Origin of the sequence: Marinobacterium sp. MBR-111 (genome assembly GCF_040547585.1) — a bacterium.
Lineage (GTDB): Bacteria > Pseudomonadota > Gammaproteobacteria > Pseudomonadales > Balneatricaceae > Marinobacterium > Marinobacterium iners.
Genome location: NZ_JBEPQA010000013.1, coordinates 13,050 through 34,717 on the forward strand (window position 1 = coordinate 13,050; position 21,668 = coordinate 34,717).

Below are 21,668 nucleotides of genomic sequence, written 5' to 3' on the forward strand. Positions count from 1 at the left end.
GTCAAATCTTGCGCTCAATATAGGCTTGAGATCGAATCTCGCGCAGCCAGTTGTTCAATTCCTCTGAGAACTTACGCTGGCGAATGCTGTTGCGTGCCTGAGATTCCAGCATCTCCTCACCCATATCCTGTGTACGATAGTCCTGTACCTGCAGAATGTGCCAGCCGAAACGGGACTGGAAGGGCTCACTGATCTCACCCTTGTCGGTGCTGTTCATCACCTGCTCAAACTCAGGCACCATCTGGCCATTCTGGGTCCAGCCCAGGTCACCGCCCTGCGAGCCGCTGGCGGCATCGTCACTGTAGCGACGGGCCAGTTCATCAAAGGGTTCGCCATCCTGCAGGCGGCGGTACAGCTCGTCGATCAGGCGGCGGGTCTGTTCGGGGCTGCGAATCTCATTTGGCGTCAGCAGAATATGGCGTACCTTAACCTGATTCACCAGCTGGACCTTGCCACCACGCTTGTCCTCAACTTTGAGGATATGAAAGCCGCCGGGAGTGCGAACTGGCTGGCTGATCTGACCAGGGCTCAGCTTGCCGATGGCTGCAGCCAGTGGTTCAGGCAGTTCGGACTCGCGCCGCCAGCCCAGTTCCCCACCCTGCAGCGCATTGGGGGCATTGGATACCGCCAGTGCGAGTTCGGCAAAGTCTGCACCCTCCTGCAGTTGCTGATACAGGTCGCGTGACTTCTCCTCGGCTTGCTGAATCATCTGGGGCGAAGCGCCGTCAGGCAGTGCGATCAGGATGTTGCGCAGCTGAAATTCCGCCTGAATTTCCTGCTGTCCCAACTCTGAATCAAGGAAGTTTTGTACCTCCTGGTCAGAGACACTGATGCGACGGTTGACGTTACTCTGCTGCACCTGGCTGAGCAGAATTTCGCGCCGAATCTGCTCACGAGCAGCGTTGTAATCCTGGCCCTCGGCAATCAGTGCTTCGCGGAACTGTCCCAGCGTCATGTTGTTTTGCTGCGCGATGCGTTCCAGAGCATCGTTCAGCTGGCGGTCGGAGACGCGGATGCCCTGCTGCTGGGCAATTTGTGTCTGAATGCTTTCCAGAATCAAGCGGTCCAGCACCTGCTGTTTAAGGACATTTTCGGGTGGCAGGCGCGTGTCTTCACCGCGGGCATTGATCTGTTCAGTCACCAGCTCCAACCGTTGTTCAAGCTCGCTTTCCAGAACCACATCTTCATTCACGATGGCGGCTACACGATCGAGTAACTCGGCGTTGACGGAGGTCAGCGGCAGGGCCAACAGTAGCAAGGCCGCCAGGGGGTGCCTCAGTTTAGAAAGAGCCATTTTCATCCTCATCATATCCGGTGATATCTTCCAGGAACTCGCGGCCACTGCCTTGTCCAAAGGCGCCAAGGCCTCGGAAAACGAATTGCAGGAAGATGCCTGTATCGGTTTCAAACTGGTTTTGGGCAACTGTATTGGGATCAACTACCCAGCTGCGACCGGTAAGGCGCATCTTCCAGCAGCAGCTGGCGTATTCGACCCCGAGCAGGGTTTCAAGGTTTTCGCTGTTGTCCAGGTCATGTTGCCAGCGACCGTAACTGGTCCAGCTTTTGTTAAGAGGCCAGCGAAAGGCTACATCCAGCTGCTTAACACCTTCATTGAGATCCTTTTCGATACTGTCACGATAACTCACGTAGAGCAGGCGCTTGTCACCCGGCAGATAGCTTAGCTTGTAGTTGTGTTCCAGAAACTCGTAACTGTCGCGATCAACTTCGCCATCATGACTCAGCTTCAGGCTGGGCGTGATACTCCAGTTGGCCAGAGTGGCCAAATTGGAGCTGCCTGCAGTAGAGCCTGTAATGTTATCACCCGGACGACCCGCGTGCTCACGATCAGCAAAATACTGTGCCTGAGCCACACCCACGCGCAGCTTTTCCATACCTAGATCATTATACAGGGCACTGGACAAACCAATGGTTGCCTGCGTTGTGTCAGCTACCCGGTCGTTACCGCTCCAGCCGGTTTCATGGAACAGGTTGTAGTAGGTAAAGCCGAGTTGTGACGAGTCAAATCGGGGTATCAGTGAATCCGGCTGCGCGTCGGCGTCCGAATGCAGCAGGAATAAACGAGGTTCAAGCGTTTGTGTATAGTTGCTTTCAGCGAGGCCAAAATCACGTTCAAGTACCAGTCCACTGTCCAGGCTGTAAATACTGGCAGTGATTGACTGGCTACCTCCCAAGGCGCCATTGCGCTCGTTTTCGAGCTCATAGGATGAGTGCCAAAGTGTAACGGCCGGACGGATGAACCCCCAGGGACGGTCAAGAGACAGACTTAGCTTGGGGCGCAGATGTACACGGTCGCCAACAGTCGCTGCCAGATCACCTGCTGGTGCGTAGATACTGTCGAGATCACGCTCAAAGCGTGTGTATTCGGCCTGATAGCTTAGATCCAATATGCCGGCAAGGCGGTTCTGATGGCCTGTCAGCAACAGCTGCGGCAAACGTTCATAGGGGGTGGAACCACCAATGGTCTGATAGCTTTCGGTACGCAGTGCAAGATTCCAGCCTGGCTGCAGATAGCGTAGCTCAAACAGCTGATCGAGGTGGTCGTCACGCTGAACTTCGAGTGATGTGCCAAGGTCTTCAAAGTAATCATCGTCACTGACGCGGGTGAAGTCGATACGGCTGTAGAGGTTGTCATAAGGGGTACCCTTATGCTCGACGCCAAAAAGCCAGCGACTGTCGTTATAACGACTGTCATCGGACATCCAAGCTGTACTCAGAGTGCTGTGTGACCAGCGGTTCATGTAACGGAATTCATTTTCCAGCAGCAGCCCGCGTTCACCGATGTAGCGTGGGGTCAGTGTATCGTCGAAATTCTCTGCCAGATTGAAGTAGTAGGGAATGGCGATATCGATCCCATTGCTTTCCGAGTAACCAAGGCTGGGGTAGAGGAAGCCTGACTGGCGACGATCATCAATCGGGAATGACAGATAAGGGGTGTACAGGATGGGGACGCCAGCAACATCAAATGTGGCATGCCGGGCGACACCTCGTCCGGCCTCGGGGTTGAGCTCAATGGATTCCGCTGCGATTTGCCAGGCATTGCTGCCAGGCTCGCAGAATGTGATGGCGCCTTCGTTCAACAGAATACGACGATCACCGAAGCGAGTGATGTTGTCAGCGCTGCCACGCATGTGCTGCTCATGCATCACATATTGAGCGCCATTGAATCGGGTCTCACCGCTGATCATGTTCGCTTCGGCCTGCTCACTCAGAAGGAGCAGGCCTTTTTCCCGGTAATTAACGCCACCAATCAGGCGAGCAACGCGCGCGCCCTGGTCAAATTCGCCACTGGCGCTTGTAAACAGGCGGCCACCGCGTTGTATTTCGATACCACCTTCCAGTCGGGTAATGCCGCCAAGCTCTGTGCTGGATCTGAGCGCATTGATATAGACCGGCTGTTGATCAAAGGGGCGGTTATCTTCCAGAAAGGCAAATTCAGGTTCAATGTAGCGGCCAGTACAGGCACCAGGTGCCTCACCGGGTGCGTAGGCATACCAGTCCAGCGCGGCTTGATTGGCAGGGGTCGCGATGCGAGCGCCCTGGGCCGCAGGCTGAGAGGGGGCCTGAGTGGCGACCTGCTGACAGGCCCATTCATTGCCGTCAGCTTCGCAGCTCCACTCCGGCTTGCCGGTCATTGCAGCACTCGATCCCGCAATGGCCATGCCTGGGCGAGGACCGTTGGTATCACTTTGGCGGTTGCAGTCCCACTCACCGTCGACAGCGACACAGCTCCAGTCCCCAGAGGTGGTGGGGGTCGCTGCAATCTGTGTTTGAGCCATGATGGGCTTCGATCGTAGTGTAGCCGCTGCAGGCTCAGGCCACTGTATGGTCGCTGGTGCGCCTGTTCTCAACTCTGTGTCAGTAACGGGCGGCGCTGCAGATACAGTGCTGATGCTGACGGATTCTGCGCCTGTTTCAGCTGCCGCTTCTTTCTGTGTGGTAGCCGTTACAGTTGTATCCGCTGTAGACGACTCACTGGGCTGGAGGGTGTCCTGCCCGGTTGTGGAGTCGGTTTCCGCCGTTGCTTGACTGGCAGAAGGTGTGCCCTCCTGTTGCTGCATCAGGGCTTCATTGACTTCACAGTCCCATTCTCCAGATGGAGTCAGGTTACAGCTCCAGAGTCGTTCGTTGCTCTCCTGTGCCTGTACTGACTGAGTACAGATGGCAGCAGCAATGGCAAGGGTGAGTTTGAATGCAGCGCGGGTGTTAAAGGGCATCAGATCGCCATCCAGTTGCGGTCGTGGCCGGTTTCACGCCAGCCCGTAAGTCGAGTACCATACCGAGCCATGCATGATAAAGCATTCACAACTTCAAGTGCTAGAGGATAAGGGCGAATGGGGCAACGGCTGAAACAGCTTTCAGAATGGGTACAGCAGCAGGCCGCTGCGCAGGAAATGGAGGTGGACGCTGAGCTGCAGGCAGTCTCCGGTGACGCCAGTTTCCGCCGTTATTTTCGAGCCACAGGCCCTGAGGGGAGCTGGATTGCCGTTGATGCGCCGCCCGAGCATGAGGATTGTGAGCCTTTTCTGGCCATAGCTCAGGCCTGGCATGCACAGGGCATTGCGGTACCGAGGGTGATTGCCAGCGACCTTGAGCTGGGCTTTATGCTGCTAGAGGACTTTGGGGACCAGCTTCTACTACCCCAGCTTTCCGAAACAACGGTAGAGCAGCATTATGCCGCAGCCTTCGAAGCGTTACGGCAGATTCAGCGTACAACCGATCAGCCTGCATTACCCCCCTATGACCGTGTGATGCTGGCGCGCGAGATGGCGCTGTTTCCCGAGTGGTTTTTGACACGTTTACTGGGACTGGAGCTGCAGGAAGAGGAATACCACCTCCTTGGTCTGGTGGCCAAGCTGCTGATTGAATCCGCGCTGGCGCAGCCACAAGTCAGTGTGCACCGAGATTACCACTCGCGCAATTTGATGCTGATCGACGATGGCCGGTTGGGCATTATCGATTTTCAGGATGCCGTATCGGGGCCTGTTACCTATGATCTGGTCTCGCTGTTGCGTGACTGTTATATCGACTGGCCAGACGAACAGGTGCGCTTCTGGGTGGAAGCGTTCCGTCAGCGCCTGAAACAGGATGGTCTTGATGTTGCGGAGCAGGGGCTGTTTCAGCAGCAGTTCGATTTGATGGGCATGCAGCGCCATATAAAGGTGCTGGGTATTTTCGCCCGGCTTTGGCTACGTGACGGCAAGGCTGGATACCTGGATGACCTGCCCAGAACCTTTGCCTATCTTTACCGGGTCGCTTCACGCTATGAGGAGCTGGCGCCGTTCGTGCGCTGGCTGGATCGGCGAGTGGTACCTGCCTTCGTGGCGCATCCGCATTTTGCCGGCAAGCAGATCGAGCGTTGGTGGCAGTGATGCGAGCGATGATTCTTGCGGCAGGGTTAGGGACGCGTATGCGACCGCTGACCCTGACAACCCCCAAACCGCTGCTCAGCGTGGGTGGCAAGCGGCTGATCGAGTATCCCATTGAGCGGCTGGTGGCCGCCGGTGTTACCGATATCGTGATTAATCACGCTTGGCTGGGTCAGCAGATTGAGGATTACCTTCAGGATGGCAGTCGCTACGGGGCACGGATTCAGTACTCGCCCGAAATTGAGCCACTGGAAACGGGCGGAGGGATTCTGCAGGCTCTGCCGTTGTTGTGTGAGCGAGGCGATGAACCTTTTCTGGTACTCAACGGCGATGTTTTCAGTACTCATCCCTTGCACCAGTTGGCTCAAGTCGCGCCTGCTCAGGGTGGGGCACATCTGGTGTTGACTGACAACCCACCCTGGCATCCTGCAGGGGATTTTGTACTTCAGGCGTCTGGTCAAATCAGTGAGCAGGGTGAGCCACGACTGACCTTCAGCGGCATGAGTGTGCTTACTCCCCAGCTGTTCGAGGGGGTGACCGAGACCGCTTTTGCACTGGCCCCCTTGTTACGTGCAGCAATGGCGCGTGGACGGGTCAACGGTGAGCGTCATCAGGGCTGGTGGGAAGATGTTGGTACGCCAGAGCGTCTGACGCAACTGGATCAACGCCTGCGTAACGGCAGGATTTAGGGGAGGGAATTATGGAAAACCTGTTGCAACAGTTGCGGCGTTACCGGGCCGGGGCAATCACTGGCGGTTTGATTGGGCTGCTCAGTGGCGGCCCTCTGGGTTTACTGATCGGCGGTACGGTCGGCTTTCTGATTCAGCGTAGCCTGAGCGGCAAACTGCAGGCGTATAATCCGCAGCAATTGTTTTTTCGCGGTACCTTCAGTGTCATGGGCAAGGTGGCCAAGGCGGATGGGCGTGTAACCGAAAACGAGATCGCTTTTGCCCGTGAAGTCATGACCCGAATGAGCCTGAGCGAGGCGCGTCGACGTGAAGCGATTGAGCATTTCACGGAAGGTAAGCAGGACGATTTTGATATCGCCGCCGTATTGAGGCCACTTGCCATTGTGCTGCGCCAGCGGCCGACCGTGAAATTGATGTTCGTCGAGATTCAGCTGCAGGCAGCGATGGCAGATGGCGAAATTAGCCCGGCAGAGCAAGCTGTACTGCAGCAGGTGTTTTCGGAACTGCGTTTCACGCAGCAGGAAATGGAGCTGCTGATGTCACGCATGAGGGCAGAAGATGCTTTCAGGCGCCACTCTTGGGAATCGCATCAGCAGCCTGGCTATAACGAGGCAGGCCTTTTGGCGGATGCGTATGGTGTAATCGGAGTTAGCCCCGAAGCCAGTGATGCCGATGTCAAAAAGGCCTGGCGCAAGCTTATGAGTCAGCATCATCCAGACAAACTCATTGCCAAAGGGTTGCCAGAGGACATGGTTCAGCTTGCCAAAGAGAAAACCCAGGAAATTCAGGCTGCCTATGACCGCATCAAGGCGGCGCGTGGCATGAGGTGACTCATACCGCTCCGGGGCCGCTCGCCGGGCGTGGGTTGCGCATGCCCGGCGCGGTCTGGGTTTCGGGTGCTGGTAACTGTTTTGACTCCGGCACTTTCGGCTCGGTCAGCAGTATCCGCTCCATGATGCCGCGCAGTTGACGTACCAGCTGTGGCATTTCGTGCTGCCAGCCTCTGAATACACCGGGCAGTCGGCTTTGATGATAGTCGAGCATCTCCGTGCGAATGGCCAGTTGGCGACGCAGTTGCGCGTCAGGTGCGGCTTCCGGGTAGCCGGGCAGTGGCAGGTAATATAGATCAATAATTCTGCCTTTAATCCGTGGCAACAGTTCAGTCAGGCTGGCTTCGGAGGCTTCACTCGGACGCGGATTGATCATCACCAGATCCCATTCCTCCCCCAGCTCGGCTGCAAGGGCTGCCGCCCAGGGGGCACTGCTGCCTATGCCTAATATTGCGTTAATTTCGGTGTCCTCATGGCTTCTCTGCTGTAACTCAGTCCGTGCCAGGGACAGTCGCTGGCGTACCTGATCAGCGAAAGGCATCTCGGGTGTTGCTTCGGCCGTGTCTTCTGATCCGGGTTGCGTTGGTTCAGTTTCAGTCTGGGGAGTGGGTGGTGTGTCTGGCGTTGTGCCGGCCCTAATCGCCCGCATGCTTGGCAGCGTGCGCTTGGGCAGAGCAGGGTTGGGAGGGCTTGGGGGCTGTAATATCAGAGTATTCCAGCCATGCGCCGAAAGATAACGGCTGATGGCCGTACCTTGCTCGGCCCAGCCTGCGCCAACACCTGTATCCGGCATGATCACCAAATTGCCAACTGGAACAGGGGCAACACCCGGACGGAAAATCAAAAAAAAGGCAGTCTCTTCCAGCTCCAGGGAGATCAGTTCTGCATTCGCTTCAAGTTGCAGGAGCAGTAGCTCAGCCTCATCAAGACTACCCGCCGCATGGCGTGCAGGGGCAGTATCATCGCCCGGGGTCTCTGTTTGCGCTTGCGCAAAGGCGAAGGGGATCAGAGTACCGAGCATGAATGTGATGAGCTTCAAATAAATAGGCATGGTCTGATTATCGAGGCTGACTTGCATGGCCGCAAGCGGATTACTGGTGCGGGTGCTGAATAGCATCGGCAGCTTGGGTACAATAGACGCATTGTTAACCAACGAACGAGTTCCCATGGCCGATTTCAAGATTGCTCCTTCCATTCTCTCCGCCGATTTTGCCCGTCTGGGGGAAGAGGTTGAACACGTACTGGCAGCCGGTGCGGACATTGTCCACTTTGATGTCATGGACAACCACTACGTGCCCAATCTGACCATCGGCCCGATGGTGTGCAAGGCGCTGCGAGATTTCGGCATCGAAGCGCCGATCGATGTGCATCTGATGGTGAAGCCGGTGGATCACATGATCAGCGAGTTTATCAAGGCCGGTGCCTCCTACATTACCTTCCATCCCGAGGCCTCCGAGCATATCGACCGTTCGCTGCAGATGATCCGTGATGGCGGCTGCCAGTCCGGTCTGGTGTTCAACCCGGCCACTCCGCTGCACTATCTGGATCATGTAATGGATAAGGTGGACATGATCCTGCTGATGTCGGTTAACCCCGGTTTTGGCGGCCAGAAGTTTATTCCGGCTACATTAGACAAGCTGCGTCAGGTGCGCCAGCGCATCGATGAGAGTGGCTTTGATATCCGTCTGGAAGTGGACGGTGGCGTGGGTATCGGTAATATTGCCGAGATTGCGGCTGCCGGTGCTGACACCTTTGTCGCCGGTTCCGCCATTTTCAATACCGATGACTACGCAGCGACGATTGCGCAGATGCGCGACGAACTGGCGAAGGTCGCGGGCTGATGCGCAGTCTGTTCAATGGCGAGTTGCCCGCCTGTGTGATGTTCGACCTGGATGGCACGCTGGTGGACAGTGCGCTGGACCTGACGGCCGCTGTGGATAACATGCTGCAGGCGCTGGGGCGTGAGCCGGCTGGTGAGGACAAGGTGCGCCAGTGGGTCGGCAACGGCGCACCGGTTTTGGTGATGCGTGCACTCACGGGCGAGATGTATCCGGCGGATGATGCCATCGAGCCGGAACTGTTTCAGGCGGCGTTCGAGGTGTTCCTGTCGGCCTATACCCAGAGTAATGGGCGCTACAGCAAACTCTATCCGGGTGTTGAAGAAGTGCTGTTGCATCTGCAGCACGCCGGTGTGCTCATGGCGGTGGTGACCAACAAGCCGATGGCATTTACCACGCCGCTGCTGCAGGCGCTGAAAATTGATCATTACTTTGATCAGGTATTAGGCGGTGACAGTCTGCCGGTGAAGAAGCCTGATCCGCTGCCGCTGCGGGTGGTGATGGAAACCCTGGGTTGTCAGCCTGAACAGGCACTGATGCTGGGGGATTCGCGCAACGATGTGTTGGCCGCCCGCGCCGCCGGCTGCCCGGTGGTTTGTGTCAGCTACGGTTACAACCACGGTGAGTCGGTGGAGAACTGCTCGCCGGATCGGGTTGTGGACAGTTTTACTGAGTTGATGTGAGTCTGCTCAAGCATTGAACCGAGCTTGGGCTGGTCGTTCAGCGCTTTCCGGATACGCAGTAAATACATCCCTGTAGGCTCGACTGCGGCCGTCCTGGCCGCAGACTGTCCGTAAAGCGCTGCTCGACCTTCCGCTGACGTCAGCTTAGTCGCAGAGCGCATCCAGCTTCTGCTTCAGGATGCCGGTGACGGCGCCCGGGTTGGCCTTGCCGCCCGTAGCCTTCATCACCTGTCCCATAAAGAAGCCAATCATCTTGCCGCGCTTGTCCGGTTCGGCGGCTTTGTACTGCTCCACCTGCTTGTCGGCATTGGCTATCACTTCGTCAACGATCTTCTCGATGGCGCCGGTGTCGGTGACCTGCTTCAGGCCTTCGGCTTCGATGATCTCATCGGCGCTGCCGCCCTTGCTCCACATCAGCTCGAACACCTTCTTGGCAATGTTGCCGGAGATGGTGTTGTCCTTGATGCGTACCAGCAGGCCGCCGAGCTGCTCGGCAGAAACCGGGCTGTCTTTGATGTCGGTGTCGTTCTGGTTAAGGAATTTGGCCAGTTCACCCATCACCCAGTTGGCTGCCAGCTTGGTATCGCCGGACAGTTTGACTACCTGCTCGTAGTAGTCGGCCTGCGGACGGTAGGCTGACAGCACACCTGCATCGTACTCGGACAGGCTGTACTCGCTGATGAAGCGCTCGCGACGGGCATCCGGCAGTTCCGGCAGGGTTTCGCGGATCGCATCGATATAGCTGTCATCGATAATGACCGGCAGCAGGTCAGGGCAGGGGAAGTAACGGTAGTCGTTGGCTTCTTCCTTGGAGCGCATGCTGCGGGTTTCGTTCTTGTCCGGATCGTACAGGCGGGTTTCCTGTACCACGCGGCCGCCGTCTTCGATCAGATCGATCTGGCGCGCCACTTCGGTGTCGATGGCGCGCTCGATGAAGCGGAAGGAGTTGATGTTTTTCAGCTCGGTGCGAGTGCCAAGCTCTTCCTGGCCCTTCGGGCGGATGGAGACGTTGCAGTCGCAGCGCATGGAGCCTTCGGCCATGTTGCCGTCGCAGATGCCGAGAGTGGTGACGATGGCGTGGATCTTGCGCGCGTAGGCCGCCGCTTCCTTGGAGGTGCGCATGTCCGGTTCGGAGACAATCTCCACCAGCGGGGTGCCAGCGCGGTTCAGGTCGATGCCGGACATGCCGTGGAAGTCTTCGTGCAGGGACTTGCCTGCATCCTCTTCCAGGTGGGCGTGGTGGATACGCACGCGGCGCTGTGCGCCGTCATCGGTCTCAATGTCGATGAAGCCCGGGCCAACGATCGGCTCGGCCAGCTGGGTGGTCTGATAGCCCTTGGGCAGGTCCGGGTAGAAGTAGTTCTTGCGCTCGAACACCGAACGCTTGCCGATCTCGGCGTTGACCGCAAGGCCAAACATCACCGCCATCCGCAGGGCGTTCTCGTTGAATACCGGCAGGGTGCCTGGCAGTGCCAGGTCAACGGCGCAGGCCTGAGTGTTGGGCTCGGCACCAAAGGCGGTGCTGGCGCCGGAGAAAATCTTGGTTTTGGTCGACAGCTGGACGTGGATTTCCAGTCCGATAACAACTTCCCATTCCATGCTTACACCTCCACTCCGGCCGGAATCTGTTTATGCCAGTCAGTTGCCTGCTGGAACTGGTGCGCCACGTTGAGCAGCTTGGACTCGGCAAAGTAGTTGCCGATGATCTGCAGGCCCACCGGCAGGCCCTGGGTTTGACCGCAGGGGATGGAGATGCCCGGCAGGCCGGCCAGGTTCAGTGACAGGGTGAAGATATCTTCCATGTACATGGAAACTGGGTCGCTGTTCTTTTCTCCCAGTTTGAAGGCCGGATGCGGTGTGGTCGGACCCATGATGACATCGACGTCGTTGAGCGCATTGACGAAATCCTGCTGGATCATGCGACGGATCTGCTGTGCCTTGCGGTAGTAGGCATCGTAGTAACCGGCAGAAAGCGCGTAAGCACCCACCATGATGCGGCGCTTGACCTCGGTGCCGAAACCTTCGCCACGGCTGCGCTTGTACAGGTCTTCCAGATCCACCGGGTTGTCGCAGCGGTAGCCATAGCGTACGCCATCAAAGCGGGACAGGTTGGAGGAAGCTTCGGCCGGGGCCAGAATGTAATAGGCCGGAATGCACAGCTCGGTGTTGGGCAGGCTGACCTCTTTCACGGTCGCGCCCAGCTTCTCGAACTCGGCGACGGCATTGCGCACCTGTTCAGCGACGCCTGAATCCAGTGCGGCGGAGAAATACTCCTTGGGCAGACCGATCTTCAGCCCTGCCAGCGGCTGGTTCAGCGCGGAGGTGTAGTCCTCGGTGTCACGCTCGGCGCTGGTGGAGTCCAGAGGGTCGAAACCGGCCATGGCGTTGAGGATCATGGCACAGTCTTCGGCGGTCTGCGCCATGGGGCCTGCCTGATCCAGTGAGGAGGCAAAGGCGATCATGCCGTAGCGCGAGACGCGGCCGTAGGTCGGCTTGATGCCGGTGATGCCACACAGAGCAGCAGGCTGACGGATGGAACCGCCAGTATCGGAACCGGTCGCAGCTGGCGTTAATCGTGCCGCAACAGCAGCAGCGGAGCCACCCGAGGAACCACCGGGTACACGGTCGGTATCCCAGGGGTTACGTACGGCGCCGTAGAAACTGCTCTCGTTGGAGGAGCCCATGGCGAACTCATCCATGTTCAGTTTGCCGAGCATCACGCTGCCGGCGTTTTTCAGACGGCTGACGATGGTGGCGTCGTAGGGAGAGATAAAGTTGTCCAGCATTTTGGATGCGCTGGAGGTGCGCACGCCCTGGGTACAGAACAGGTCCTTGTGCGCGATCGGCAGACCGCAGAGCGCACCGGCTTTGCCAGCGGCACGTGCCTCATCGGCGGCCTTGGCTTGCGCAAGTGCCTGCTCTTCGGTAACGGTGATGAATGCGTTGTATTGGCCATCCAGCGACTTGATGCGCTGCAGGTAGGCCTGTGTCAGTTCGGTACTGCTGAAGTCGCCGTTTTCCAGCCCGCGGGCCAGTTCAGCCAGTGTCAATTCAAACATTATCGGTAATCCTTGCTGCCGTAGGCATTACTCAATCACTCTGGGAACCAGAAACAGTCCGGCTTCTGTGGCCGGTGCGATGGCCTGCAGGGCTTCGCGCTGGTTGGGCTCGGTGACTTCGTCACGACGCAGGCGCTGAACGGCATCCAGTGGATGCGCCAGCGGCTCGACGCCTTCAGTGCAGGTGGCCTGCATCTGGTCAACCAGGCCCAGAATACTGTTGAGGGATTGGCTGTAGCCGTCGATATCGGCCGCATCGATCTGCAGCCGTGCCAGATGTGCAATCTGTTCCACATCGGATCGGTCCAGTGACATAGGTCCGCTTCTCGCTCTGATCAGTCTGTTGGCTTAAGGGCGGCTGAATACTCAGGCCTCGCAACAGTAGGGTTTGGAAAGGGTGAATGGCGCATAAGATAACATGTTTGAACCTTGCCCAAAATCCCTGCCGTTGTTAGAGTTGTGTGCTTTCAGAAATGCGGCCAGTTCGGTAAGGCCTGTCAGGCAATTTCAGGGTAACCACGTCATCATGTTTAAGAAAATTCGAGGCCTGTTCTCCAGCGATCTGTCCATCGATCTGGGCACCGCCAATACGTTGATTTACGTCCGTGACAAGGACATTGTGCTGAACGAGCCTTCGGTGGTCGCCATTCGTGTCAACGGCAACCAGAAATCCGTGGCAGCGGTGGGGTCTGATGCCAAGCGCATGCTGGGTCGTACTCCGGGTAACATTACCGCCATCCGGCCTATGAAAGACGGCGTGATCGCCGACTTCCATGTCACTGAAAAAATGCTGCAGTACTTTATCAGTAAGGTACATGACAACAGCTTCATGACCCCCAGCCCACGAGTGCTGGTGTGTGTGCCCTGCAAGTCGACTCAGGTTGAACGTCGCGCCATCAAGGAATCCGCTATCGGTGCCGGTGCTCGTGAAGTTTATCTGATTGAAGAGCCAATGGCGGCGGCGATCGGCGCGGGTCTGCCGGTTGAAGAAGCCAGCGGCTCCATGGTGGTTGATATCGGTGGTGGTACTACTGAGATTGCCGTGATCTCCCTTAACGGCATTGTGTACGCGGAATCTGTGCGCGTCGGTGGTGACCGTTTTGACGAAGCAATTGTGACCTATGTGCGTCGCAACTACGGCAGCCTGATCGGTGACGCCACCGCCGAGCGCATCAAGCAGGAGGTGGGCACGGCTTACCCTTCCAGCGAAATTCTCGAAATCGATGTGCGTGGTCGTAATCTGGCAGAGGGTATTCCCCGCAGCTTTACGCTCAACAGCAACGAAATTTTGGAAGCGCTTCAGGAGCCACTGTCTGCCATCGTGCAGTCGGTCAAGAGTGCCCTGGAACAATGCCCGCCTGAGCTGGCCGCTGATATTGCTGAACACGGTATTGTGCTCACCGGCGGTGGTGCATTGCTGCGCAATATCGACCGTCTGGTCAGCGAAGAAACCGGTCTGCCGGTAATTGTGGCGGAAGATCCGCTGACCTGTGTTGCCCGTGGCGGCGGCAAGGCCCTCGAAATGCTGGATAAGCACTCCTTTGAACTGCTGACCTACGAGTGACAGCGGGTGCAGTGGCAACTGTTGAGTAACCTCGGCCGCCTGCGCCCGGTTGTTCGGGAGGTGGGTTATTAAACCGATCTTCCGTGGCGGTTCACCGCGTCGACTGTTTCTGTTGCTGGTGTTTCTGGCTGTGCTGCTGATGGTGGCTGACCTCAACTGGCCCAAAATGAAGGAAGGTCGTGCCTGGCTTTCCCTTGTTGTAACACCATTGCAGTGGGTGGTGGATATACCATCCCGGCTAGCTGACAGCCTGTCAGATGTGGTGGTGGAGCGTGCCAGTCTTGTGCGTGAAAACCAGAGCATGAAAGCGGAGGCGCTGGTACTGGAGCGCAAAGTGCAGCAAATGGCAGCACTGACAGCCGAGAATATTCGCCTGCGTGAGCTGCTCAGCGCCGGTGAGCGCGTAGAGGCACCCACTCGTCTGGCGGAGCTCATAGGCGTAAACCCTGACCCCTTTCAGCATGAAGTAATCCTCAATCGCGGCTCGGAAGACGGCGTCTTTATTGGCGAGCCGGTACTGGATGCCGGTGGTGTCATGGGGCAAGTGGTATCGCTGGCGCACTATACCAGCCGGGTTATGCTGGTGACGGATGCCCGCTCTGCGGTTCCTGTTGAAGTCAATCGAAATGGCTACCGTGGCATTGCGCTTGGCAAGGGCGTCTTGAACGAACTGGAGCTGGAGCATGTGCCCGATACGGCTGACATTCGTGTGGATGATCTGCTGCTGACCTCTGGTTTGGGTGGACGTTTTCCGCGCGGCTATCCTGTTGCCCGAGTGACGGAAGTGATCCGCGATCCGGGACGCCCCTTCACGCTGGTGAAAGCGGAGCCATCGGCGCGACTGGACCGCAGCCGCCACCTGTTACTGGTCGAGTATCATCCGGCGCTGCCCGCCCCGCAGGAAGAGGTTGCGGATGAGTGAGGTGCGTGGCGGAGGTTTAATCATCTTTGCCACTTTTCTGGTAGGGCTGGTGCTGAGCCAGATGCCGCTGCCGGACCTGCTGGTATGGGCTCGGCCTGAATGGGTCGTGCTGATGCTGATCTACTGGGTTATGGCCTTGCCACACCGGGTGGGTCTCGGCAGTGCCTTTATGCTCGGCATTCTGCTGGATGTGGTGCGTGGCAGCGTGCTTGGCCTCAGCGCCCTGTCACTGACATTGATCGCCTTTCTGGTGCTGGTATTGTACAAGCGCCTGCGCATGTTCCCGCTCTGGCAGCAGTCTCTGATGGTACTGGTGCTGGTGGGTATCAATCAGCTGCTGTTTCACTGGATGCAAAGTGTTACCGGCACCACGGGCGAGTCATTACTGTTTCTGCTGCCATCGCTGGTCAGCGCGCTGGTCTGGCCCTGGCTGTACCTGCTGCTGCGGGCCGTTCGTCACACCTTCTACATACAGTGAAACTGTTATGCCACATCTGATTCTGGCTTCAGCCTCCCCGCGCCGACGTGAACTGCTTGAGCAGATCGGCGTCCATTTCGACTGTCGTCCCGTTGATATCTGTGAAGATCCTCTGCAGCAGGAGTCCGCTCGTGAATATGTGACTCGCCTGGCACAAGAGAAGGCATTGGCTGGACTGGAACAGGCGGGTGGCGATTCGGTGGTGTTGGGTTCTGATACTACCGTAGCCATAGATGATCATATTCTGGCCAAACCTGCCAATGAGGATGAGGCTGTGACAATGTTGATGCAGCTGTCTGGCAGGCGCCATCAGGTGTTGACCGCTGTAGCGTTGGCCGCAGAGGGGATAATCGAAGTCTGCTGTGTAGGAACGGATGTGGAGTTCATTGAGCTGGATGATGCGCGTTGTCGCCAGTACTGGCGTACCGGTGAGCCTTGCGACAAAGCCGGTGCCTATGGCATACAGGGGTTGGGGGCGGTGTTTGTCAAAAGCATCAATGGCAGTTATTCGGCCGTTGTGGGCTTGCCGTTGATGGAAACGGCTGCAATGCTGCAGAAGTTTGATATCCCGGTATGGCAGCCAAACTGAACTATAAAGAATCAGCTGATCGAGGACACAGAGGATGGGTGAGGAGATCCTGATTAACTTCACGCCAATGGAAACGCGCGTGGCAGTGATCGAAAACGGTATGCCCCAGGAGATCTACGTGGAGCGTGCCAAGCGGCGTGGTATCGTCGGTAATATCTATATGGGCAAGGTTGCCCGCGTGTTGCCCGGCATGCAGGCGGCGTTTATCGATATCGGTCTTGAGCGTGCCGCGTTTATTCATGTAGATGAAGTGGTGGATCAGAGCCTGCCGGCTGAGCAGCGTAATTCGACCTCTATCTCGCAGGTGCTGCGTGAAGGGCAGGGGTTGCTGGTACAGGTGACCAAGGACCCAATCGGGACCAAGGGTGCGCGTCTGACCACTCATATCTCTATTCCGTCGCGCTATCTGGTCTTAATGCCTGGCAGTACTCACATCGGAATTTCGCAACGCATAGAAGATCCGCAGGAGCGAGAACGTCTGCGCAACCAGATGCAAGGATTGATGCAGACAGAGGCAACCGCCACCCCGGAATGGGGTGTGATCCTGCGCACTGTGGCAGAAGGTGTGACTGAGGTTGAACTGGAGAGTGATCTGCAGTTCCTGCGACGTCTGTGGGAATCCATTCGATACAAAATCAAGCAGGTCAAGCCGCCTGCCATCGTGTATGAGGATCTGCCGCTGAATATGCGTGCCTTGCGAGACATGGCACATGCCGGTGTTGAACGGATCCGAATCGACTCACGCGAAACCTTTCAGCGTGCACAGGAATTCGTTCAGGCACTCGTACCCGAAATCGAGGAAAAGCTGGAGTATTACCCTGGCGAGCGTCCCATTTTCGATATGTTCAATGTTGAAGAAGAGATGCAGAAGGCACTGGGGCGCAAGGTCGAACTCAAGTCCGGTGGTTATCTGATTTTTGATCAGACCGAGGCGATGACAACGGTAGATGTGAACACGGGCGCATTTGTGGGCCATCGCAACCTCGAAGAAACCATCTTCAAAACCAATCTTGAAGCGGCTACAGCCATCGGTCGTCAGTTACGCCTGCGTAACCTGGGCGGCATTATCATCATCGACTTTATCGATATGGAAGACCCCGACCACCAACGCCAGGTATTGCGCACCCTTGAGCGGGTGTTGGAGAAGGATCACGCCAAATGCAAGGTGACCGGTGTGTCAGAGCTGGGTCTGGTTGAGATGACCCGCAAGCGCACGCGTGAAAGCCTGGAGCAGGTGCTGTGTGAGCCCTGCAGTCACTGTCAGGGGCGGGGTTCACTGAAAACGCCAGAGACGGTGTGCTACGAAATTTTCCGTGAAATCCTGCGCCAGCATCGGGCGTATGACACCGAGACCTATTTGGTACTGGCAGCACAGTCGGTGGTGGATCACCTGCTGGATGAGGTGTCTGACCATGTGGCAGAGCTGGAGGCCTTTATCGGCAAGACGGTACGGTTCCAGGTTGAGCCGATGTATACCCCGGAACAGTTTGATGTTGTACTGCGCTGATACGGAGCGTCGATGCGTCGTCATTTGAGTCGTGCCTGGTGGTTTTTTTTGCTGCTGTTGCTGTTGTTGGCATTGCTGCTGACGGCTGCGAGGCTGGCGCTGGAGTCTGCGGATCGCTTTCGTCCGCAGGCTGAACGCTGGCTCAGTGAAGTACTGGCGCTTCCGGTACAGCTTGGCAGTATGCAGGGCAGTTGGCGCTATGCCTATCCGGTAATGGAGGTTCAGGGTATTTCGGCAAGCACTTCTGCCGATGATCCCGGTGCTGGCGGCAGGCTGCAGATTGACAGGCTTGAAGTTGAGCTGGATCTGCTTGCTTCCTTGCTGGAGGGAATGCCGATCTTTCAACGCTTTGAAGTTGAGGGTGTAGATCTGCGCTGGCACCAGCGCGAAGGGCATTGGCTGCATCGTCCGGGTGCTGCGCCCGGCAGGCAAGATCAGGGGGTGTCGCCATCCGCCTGGGAACAGCTGGTTGGTTTGCTGGTCCGTCAGCCCTATGCAGTCATTCGGGATGTCCACATTACTCTGATACCGGAGCAGGGGGGGCCGCTTGTTATTACTCCGGCTGATCTGGAGCTGGAGAACGCCCCTCAGGAACATCGCCTGAGTGGCCTGTTCCGTATGCCGGAACTGGGCGCCGATGCGGGCGTGCATTTTGCGATTGAAACCGATCTGGCAACTTCGGACCCACTCAAGGCCCGCTACCGTTTTTATCTACAGGTCGAGGATCTGGGGCCGGAGCTGTTTCAAATGCTTGAGCTTGAGCCTGAGCTGGCGGCGCTGGATCTGGACCTGGAGCTTTGGGCCGATGTTCGTAATCAGCAATTGCAAAGTCTGCAGGCTGAAGTTGGCTTTGAACAGCTGCAGTTAACTGATCCTGCTCTATCTCAACCTCAGGCGGGGCGCTTTACAGCGGCGTTGCTACAGAATGATCAGGGATACCAGCTTCAGTTACAGCCGATTACCCTGGTGCATGAACAGGCGCAGTTGACCTTGCCCCTGCTGGTAGCTGATTTTGGCTGGCAAGAGCGGCAACTTGATTTCAGGCACGCCTTCATATCGGAGCTGGATCTTACAGCAACCGAAACCTGGCTTGGTATTGCAGATGGTATCGCCCCAAATTTTGTCAAGCTGCTGCAGCAGTTGAAGCCCCGAGGCGTGTTGCGACAGTTGAGGCTCAAAAAACCCGTTGATGGTAACTGGAGTGATCTGACCCTGAGCGCAGAGCTTGACGAGGTTGGGGTCAATGGCTGGCACGGTGCTCCGGCACTGGAGGGTGTCAGTGGGGAGCTGCTTGCCAACCTCGATGCTGGCTTGATCCGGCTTGATAGCCAGACCTTTGATATGCACTTCCCTGAGCTTTATCCACAGGGCTGGAGCTATGAGCAAGCCAGTGGTGAAATCCGCTGGCAGAGGGATGAGGCTGGCATCAGGGTCAGCGGCGAACAACTGCAGCTGCATAATCAGCAGACCAATGCAGCGGGGCGTTTCAGTATTGATCTGCCCTTTGATCCTGAACAGCAGGCTGACCTGATCCTGATGATCGGGATGACAGACAGTGACGGCAGTCAGGCACCACTCTATACCCCTGAAAAAGAGGTAGGCACCGGCCTGTACAGCTGGCTTGAACGTGCGGTCAAGGCAGGGCGGTTGCGTCAGGCAGGCATGTTACTCAGAACCGGTACTCGATCTCTTGGCAAGAGCTCGACCCCTGTGGTCCAGCTGTTTTTTGATATCGAGGATGCACGGCTGGATTATCAGCCGGGCTGGCCAGCCATTGAGCAGGGTGATCTGTTTGTACTTGTAAAGGATCAGGGGCTGGCGATCAATATCAACCGGGCTACACTTCTCGACAGCGATATCTCCTCTGGCTGGGCTTACCTGCCACCGGGCAGTCGACAGTTGGAGATTGAAACTCTGCTGGATGGTCCGGCCAGTGATATCGACCAGGTACTCAAAACCACTCCACTGGCCAATCTAGTGGGGCAAGAGCTGCAGCGATGGCAGCTGGAAGGGCAAGCTGACACCCGGCTGGGACTGAGCATTCCGCTTGTTGAAGATCAACCACCCGATGTACGTGTTGCCGTGGATCTCCACAAGGGGCGTTTTGGTTCACAGGCTCTCGGGCTTGAGCTGGATGATGTCGAAGGACACTTCACGTATACCAATGCCCGTGGCTTCAGTGCCCGAGATATCCACGCGAGGGCATGGGGAGGCCCGGTCAGCGCCAGCGTGACTACCGAGCGTGATAGAGTGAGCGTCAGTCTGCAGGGGCAGACTGACCTGAAGGCCCTGAACCGTTGGCTGGAACAGCCACTTCTGGATATGGTGACGGGTGCGGCCCACTGGCAGGGGGAGCTGCTGCTCTGTGCTGATACCACGTGTCCGAGCCTTGAGCTAAGCAGCAATCTGGTTGGGGTGGAGCTGCCGTTGCCCGGTGTCCTGTTCAAGCCGGCAGAGGTCGCAGCACCTCTGAACCTGAAATTGAATTTGAGTACGCCGGTTCAGATACAGGAAGTTGAGTTGGAACTTGCGCGCGTCGGTACAACGGCCGAAACCATTAAACTCCGCGGCGCAAACGAGGCTTCCGGGCTTGGGGTTGAAATCAGAGGTGCTGACCTGCAGGGTAAGGTGTTACTGCCGCATGCGGATGAGCCGCTGAAGATCCATCTTGAGCGGTTGCAGCTGAATGCACTGATGCAGGATGAAGTGCTCGAGACCGAAGCCGCGGTGGAAAGGGACGATTTCTATCCACAGTTGTTGGGGCGTACGCGCCTGCCTGCAGCCGATGTCAGAGTGGATTCACTCTGGTTGGGTGAAAAGGTACTGGGTGACTGGCGTTTCAGTCTGCGTCCGGATGAGCGAGGTACCCGCATATCTTCACTGGAGGCCTACCTGGATCAACTCATATTGCGTGGTGAGGCACATTGGAGCCAGCAGGAAGAGCAGCAAACTGAGCTGACGCTAAGGCTGGTGGGGGATGATATCGGTGCGCTGCTTGAGCGCTGGCACTATGGTCGTATACTTGAAACAAGCCAGGTGGAATCATTGTTGCAGCTCAACTGGAAAGGTGCACCCTGGGACGTAAAACTGGATCGCCTGAATGGCGAGCTGCAGTTCTCGACCCGAGAGGGGCGTCTGATAGAAACGGCTGAAAGCACCAATCTGCTGCGGGTTTTCGGGATACTGAACTTCAACTCACTGGCGCGTCGACTTCGACTCGATTTCAGCGATCTGTTGAAGAAAGGGGTCAGCTTTGATCGTCTGGATGGACATTACCGGCTGCAGCAGGGGGTTGCTGCCACCGTTGAGCCTCTGGTCATGGCGGGTCCGTCTGCCAATATGAGTATTCAGGGGCAGGTGAATCTGGCCGAAGGTACTCTGGACAAGGAGGTCGAGGTGGCCTTGCCAATCAGCAGTAATGTGCCGTTGGCAGCAGTATTGCTTGGAGCGCCCCAAGTAGCCGGTGCTGTATTCGTGATCGATAAATTGATTGGCGATCGGCTGGAGCGCTTCTCGACACTGCGCTATCGACTCAGTGGTAGCTGGGAAAATCCGGAGCTCGAGCTATTGACTGGCTCCGGTGACTGAGTCTGTCAGACTTCGTTTAGCTCGCGAATATACTTGAACAGTTTGCGCGCATTCACGGGAGGCTTCTCCAGCTGGCGTTCGCGCTTGGCATTGCGTACCAGCTGGCGCAAGTGTTGAATATCCGCTCCCGGGTGGGCAGCGATAAAACTTTGCAGCGTTTCGTTGTCTTCGCTGATCAAGCGTTCACGCCAGCGCTCCAGCTCATGAAACAGCTGGTTGTGGGCTGCCGTAGCGGAGTCGAAGCGGTCAACCACTTCGCGGATTGCGTCCGCGTCCGCTGTACGCATCAGTTTGCCAATGAATTGCAGGTGGCGTCGCTTGGCTCCATTGGCCTTTATGCGACTGTATTCATCCAGTGCGGCACGCAGGCGGTCATCAATCGGCAGTTTCTCTCGCTGGTCCGGGCGCAGTTCAGTCATCCGCTGACCCAAATTCTGTAGCTCATCTGCATCACGTTTGAGCTGGGACTTGCTTGGCGGCAGCTGTTCTTCGTCATCATGCTGCAGGTGGTCAAAATCGCTCATAACAGTTTCC

The 21,668-nt window shown here is 57.1% G+C and carries 18 protein-coding genes; 11 read left to right on the forward strand and 7 right to left on the reverse strand.

The window, feature by feature from the left end; genetic code table 11:
* Position 1: 1 nt before the first annotated feature.
* Both ABIE61_RS10525 and ABIE61_RS10530 read right to left on the reverse strand, forming a co-directional pair.
* Positions 2–1,294, reverse strand: coding sequence for a peptidylprolyl isomerase (locus ABIE61_RS10525; RefSeq protein ID WP_206839278.1), 1,293 nt, complete (start codon positions 1,292–1,294; stop codon positions 2–4).
* Positions 1,281–4,235 (reverse strand): LPS assembly protein LptD, encoded by a 2,955-nt coding sequence (locus tag ABIE61_RS10530; RefSeq protein ID WP_354409268.1) that lies wholly within the window; start codon positions 4,233–4,235, stop codon positions 1,281–1,283. The genes ABIE61_RS10525 and ABIE61_RS10530 overlap by 14 nt, the downstream gene beginning before the upstream one ends.
* A 117-nt stretch (positions 4,236–4,352) precedes the next feature.
* Between ABIE61_RS10530 and ABIE61_RS10535 the strand changes: the two genes are divergently transcribed.
* Genes ABIE61_RS10535 through djlA form a run of 3 tightly spaced genes read left to right on the forward strand, consistent with a single transcriptional unit; the run spans position 4,353 to position 6,906 of the window.
* The gene (locus ABIE61_RS10535) at positions 4,353–5,390 is read left to right on the forward strand and encodes an aminoglycoside phosphotransferase family protein (protein ID WP_354409271.1); all 1,038 of its coding nucleotides are present in this window, start codon (positions 4,353–4,355) and stop codon (positions 5,388–5,390) included.
* An 8-nt stretch (positions 5,391–5,398) separates the two neighbouring features.
* Positions 5,399–6,076, forward strand: coding sequence for an N-acetylmuramate alpha-1-phosphate uridylyltransferase MurU (gene murU, locus ABIE61_RS10540; protein WP_502915054.1), 678 nt, complete (start codon positions 5,399–5,401; stop codon positions 6,074–6,076).
* 11 nt (positions 6,077–6,087) lie between these two features.
* Positions 6,088–6,906 (forward strand): co-chaperone DjlA, encoded by an 819-nt coding sequence (gene djlA / locus ABIE61_RS10545; protein WP_206839306.1) that lies wholly within the window; start codon positions 6,088–6,090, stop codon positions 6,904–6,906.
* A gap of 1 nt (position 6,907) precedes the next feature.
* Here djlA and ABIE61_RS10550 read toward each other — a convergent pair whose 3' ends face one another.
* On the reverse strand, positions 6,908–8,086 hold the full coding sequence (locus tag ABIE61_RS10550; protein WP_354409275.1) for a DUF3530 family protein: 1,179 nt from the start codon (positions 8,084–8,086) through the stop codon (positions 6,908–6,910).
* On the opposite strand from ABIE61_RS10550, the gene rpe reads away from it, so the two are divergent.
* A complete protein-coding gene (gene rpe, locus ABIE61_RS10555) occupies positions 8,073–8,747 on the forward strand; it encodes a ribulose-phosphate 3-epimerase (RefSeq protein WP_354409278.1) in 675 nt (224 codons plus the stop codon). The two genes, ABIE61_RS10550 and rpe, sit on opposite strands and share 14 nt — an antisense overlap.
* Positions 8,747–9,427, forward strand: a complete 681-nt coding sequence (locus tag ABIE61_RS10560) for a phosphoglycolate phosphatase (protein ID WP_354409281.1) — start codon at positions 8,747–8,749, stop codon at positions 9,425–9,427. The genes rpe and ABIE61_RS10560 overlap by 1 nt, the downstream gene beginning before the upstream one ends.
* 144 nt (positions 9,428–9,571) lie before the next feature.
* Here the strand turns inward: ABIE61_RS10560 and gatB are convergent, their stop codons facing one another.
* The 3 genes from gatB to gatC are packed head-to-tail and all read right to left on the reverse strand — an operon-like array spanning position 9,572 to position 12,801.
* Entirely contained in the window at positions 9,572–11,026 is a 1,455-nt protein-coding gene (gene gatB / locus ABIE61_RS10565) for an Asp-tRNA(Asn)/Glu-tRNA(Gln) amidotransferase subunit GatB (RefSeq protein WP_354409284.1), read from the reverse strand.
* Positions 11,027–11,028: 2 nt separating this feature from the next.
* The gene (gene gatA / locus ABIE61_RS10570; RefSeq protein WP_354409287.1) at positions 11,029–12,486 is read right to left on the reverse strand and encodes an Asp-tRNA(Asn)/Glu-tRNA(Gln) amidotransferase subunit GatA; all 1,458 of its coding nucleotides are present in this window, start codon (positions 12,484–12,486) and stop codon (positions 11,029–11,031) included.
* 27 nt (positions 12,487–12,513) lie between these two features.
* Entirely contained in the window at positions 12,514–12,801 is a 288-nt protein-coding gene (gene gatC / locus ABIE61_RS10575) for an Asp-tRNA(Asn)/Glu-tRNA(Gln) amidotransferase subunit GatC (protein ID WP_091821777.1), read from the reverse strand.
* A gap of 211 nt (positions 12,802–13,012) precedes the next feature.
* Here gatC and ABIE61_RS10580 point away from each other — a divergent pair, with 211 nt between their 5' ends.
* Genes ABIE61_RS10580 through ABIE61_RS10605 form a run of 6 tightly spaced genes read left to right on the forward strand, consistent with a single transcriptional unit; the run spans position 13,013 to position 21,134 of the window.
* Positions 13,013–14,050 carry a rod shape-determining protein gene (locus ABIE61_RS10580; protein WP_091821774.1) on the forward strand — a complete coding sequence of 346 codons (1,038 nt, stop codon included), beginning with the start codon at positions 13,013–13,015 and terminating at the stop codon, positions 14,048–14,050.
* A 49-nt stretch (positions 14,051–14,099) separates the two neighbouring features.
* A complete protein-coding gene (gene mreC / locus ABIE61_RS10585; RefSeq protein ID WP_242530091.1) occupies positions 14,100–14,972 on the forward strand; it encodes a rod shape-determining protein MreC in 873 nt (290 codons plus the stop codon).
* A complete protein-coding gene (gene mreD / locus ABIE61_RS10590; RefSeq protein WP_091821768.1) occupies positions 14,965–15,450 on the forward strand; it encodes a rod shape-determining protein MreD in 486 nt (161 codons plus the stop codon). The genes mreC and mreD overlap by 8 nt, the downstream gene beginning before the upstream one ends.
* Positions 15,451–15,457: 7 nt before the next feature.
* Positions 15,458–16,039: a Maf family protein gene (locus ABIE61_RS10595; RefSeq protein WP_206839321.1), complete on the forward strand. Its 582-nt coding sequence runs from the start codon at positions 15,458–15,460 to the stop codon at positions 16,037–16,039.
* A 34-nt stretch (positions 16,040–16,073) separates the two neighbouring features.
* Positions 16,074–17,546 (forward strand): ribonuclease G, encoded by a 1,473-nt coding sequence (gene rng, locus ABIE61_RS10600; protein ID WP_091821762.1) that lies wholly within the window; start codon positions 16,074–16,076, stop codon positions 17,544–17,546.
* A gap of 12 nt (positions 17,547–17,558) precedes the next feature.
* A complete protein-coding gene (locus ABIE61_RS10605) occupies positions 17,559–21,134 on the forward strand; it encodes a YhdP family phospholipid transporter (protein WP_354409292.1) in 3,576 nt (1,191 codons plus the stop codon).
* A gap of 5 nt (positions 21,135–21,139) precedes the next feature.
* Here ABIE61_RS10605 and yjgA read toward each other — a convergent pair whose 3' ends face one another.
* Positions 21,140–21,658, reverse strand: coding sequence for a ribosome biogenesis factor YjgA (gene yjgA, locus ABIE61_RS10610; protein ID WP_091821756.1), 519 nt, complete (start codon positions 21,656–21,658; stop codon positions 21,140–21,142).
* Positions 21,659–21,668 lie beyond the last annotated feature (10 nt).

Coding starts and splice junctions, on each gene's coding strand:
- djlA (WP_206839306.1), top strand. CDS start 6,088: ATGGAAAACCTGTTGCAACAGTTGCGGCGTTACCGGGCCGGGGCAATC.
- yjgA (WP_091821756.1), bottom strand. CDS start 21,658: ATGAGCGATTTTGACCACCTGCAGCATGATGACGAAGAACAGCTGCCG.
- murU (WP_502915054.1), top strand. CDS start 5,399: ATGATTCTTGCGGCAGGGTTAGGGACGCGTATGCGACCGCTGACCCTG.
- ABIE61_RS10580 (WP_091821774.1), top strand. CDS start 13,013: ATGTTTAAGAAAATTCGAGGCCTGTTCTCCAGCGATCTGTCCATCGAT.
- mreD (WP_091821768.1), top strand. CDS start 14,965: ATGAGTGAGGTGCGTGGCGGAGGTTTAATCATCTTTGCCACTTTTCTG.
- ABIE61_RS10525 (WP_206839278.1), bottom strand. CDS start 1,294: ATGGCTCTTTCTAAACTGAGGCACCCCCTGGCGGCCTTGCTACTGTTG.
- rng (WP_091821762.1), top strand. CDS start 16,074: ATGGGTGAGGAGATCCTGATTAACTTCACGCCAATGGAAACGCGCGTG.
- ABIE61_RS10605 (WP_354409292.1), top strand. CDS start 17,559: ATGCGTCGTCATTTGAGTCGTGCCTGGTGGTTTTTTTTGCTGCTGTTG.
- ABIE61_RS10535 (WP_354409271.1), top strand. CDS start 4,353: ATGGGGCAACGGCTGAAACAGCTTTCAGAATGGGTACAGCAGCAGGCC.
- gatA (WP_354409287.1), bottom strand. CDS start 12,486: ATGTTTGAATTGACACTGGCTGAACTGGCCCGCGGGCTGGAAAACGGC.
- ABIE61_RS10595 (WP_206839321.1), top strand. CDS start 15,458: ATGCCACATCTGATTCTGGCTTCAGCCTCCCCGCGCCGACGTGAACTG.
- rpe (WP_354409278.1), top strand. CDS start 8,073: ATGGCCGATTTCAAGATTGCTCCTTCCATTCTCTCCGCCGATTTTGCC.
- ABIE61_RS10560 (WP_354409281.1), top strand. CDS start 8,747: ATGCGCAGTCTGTTCAATGGCGAGTTGCCCGCCTGTGTGATGTTCGAC.
- gatC (WP_091821777.1), bottom strand. CDS start 12,801: ATGTCACTGGACCGATCCGATGTGGAACAGATTGCACATCTGGCACGG.
- gatB (WP_354409284.1), bottom strand. CDS start 11,026: ATGGAATGGGAAGTTGTTATCGGACTGGAAATCCACGTCCAGCTGTCG.
- ABIE61_RS10530 (WP_354409268.1), bottom strand. CDS start 4,235: ATGCCCTTTAACACCCGCGCTGCATTCAAACTCACCCTTGCCATTGCT.